We start from the raw sequence: 668 nt of genomic DNA, 5'->3' as shown, positions 1-668 counted from the left end.
TCGATATCGATTCTATCGGCGGCTGCCCTGCTGGGCGCTCTGGTGCCGCATGTATCCGCAGATGCGTCCCTATCCGACATTTCAAACAGTAATGCCAAAGACGCGATAAATGAGCTTGTCAGCAAAGGAATCATCCATGGAACAGGCGATGGAAAATTCAATCCGGCTAGCGGTATCCAGCGGCAGGATTTTGCGATCATCATGGCCAGAGCGCTCCAATTGGATCTTAGCCATCCGCCGGTAACGCCGACCTTCAAAGACATACCGAAAGAAAACTATGCCTATGCTGCCGTGGAAGCGGCGTTCAAGGCAGGATTGTTCAAAGGCATGGGGAACGGGATTTTCGGAGCGGGCCAAAACCTCACCCGCGAGCAAATGGCAGTGATTTTCGTGAACGCTCTAGGCGTCAACCCTGCAGGAAAAGGAAGTAATTTAACGTTCTCCGACGCTGCATCCATCTCCGCATGGGCCAGAGATGCCGTCGCCGCTGCCGTTGAATTGGGACTCATTCATGGATACCCCGATGGTACCTTCAATCCCGGAAATCAGGCGACCCGCCAGGACGCAGCCCTGGTGACGGTCCAGTTTCTGAACGACAAGGCAAAGGCGGACGAAGGCAGCACCCAGCCGCCCAAGGTACCGCCCGCAACGCCAACGTCGCGCACAAC

1 protein-coding gene is annotated in these 668 nt (G+C 55.7%); it reads left to right on the top strand.

Translation table 11 applies throughout. The features are described from left to right. A partial coding sequence (locus CPT76_RS35800; RefSeq protein ID WP_146116559.1) for an S-layer homology domain-containing protein occupies positions 1-668 on the top strand: 668 nt, incomplete at both ends.

It is taken from the genome of Paenibacillus sp. AR247, assembly GCF_002968895.1.
GTDB lineage: Bacteria > Bacillota > Bacilli > Paenibacillales > Paenibacillaceae > Paenibacillus_AQ > Paenibacillus_AQ favisporus.
This window is presented reverse-complemented; position numbering and strand designations above follow the sequence as displayed.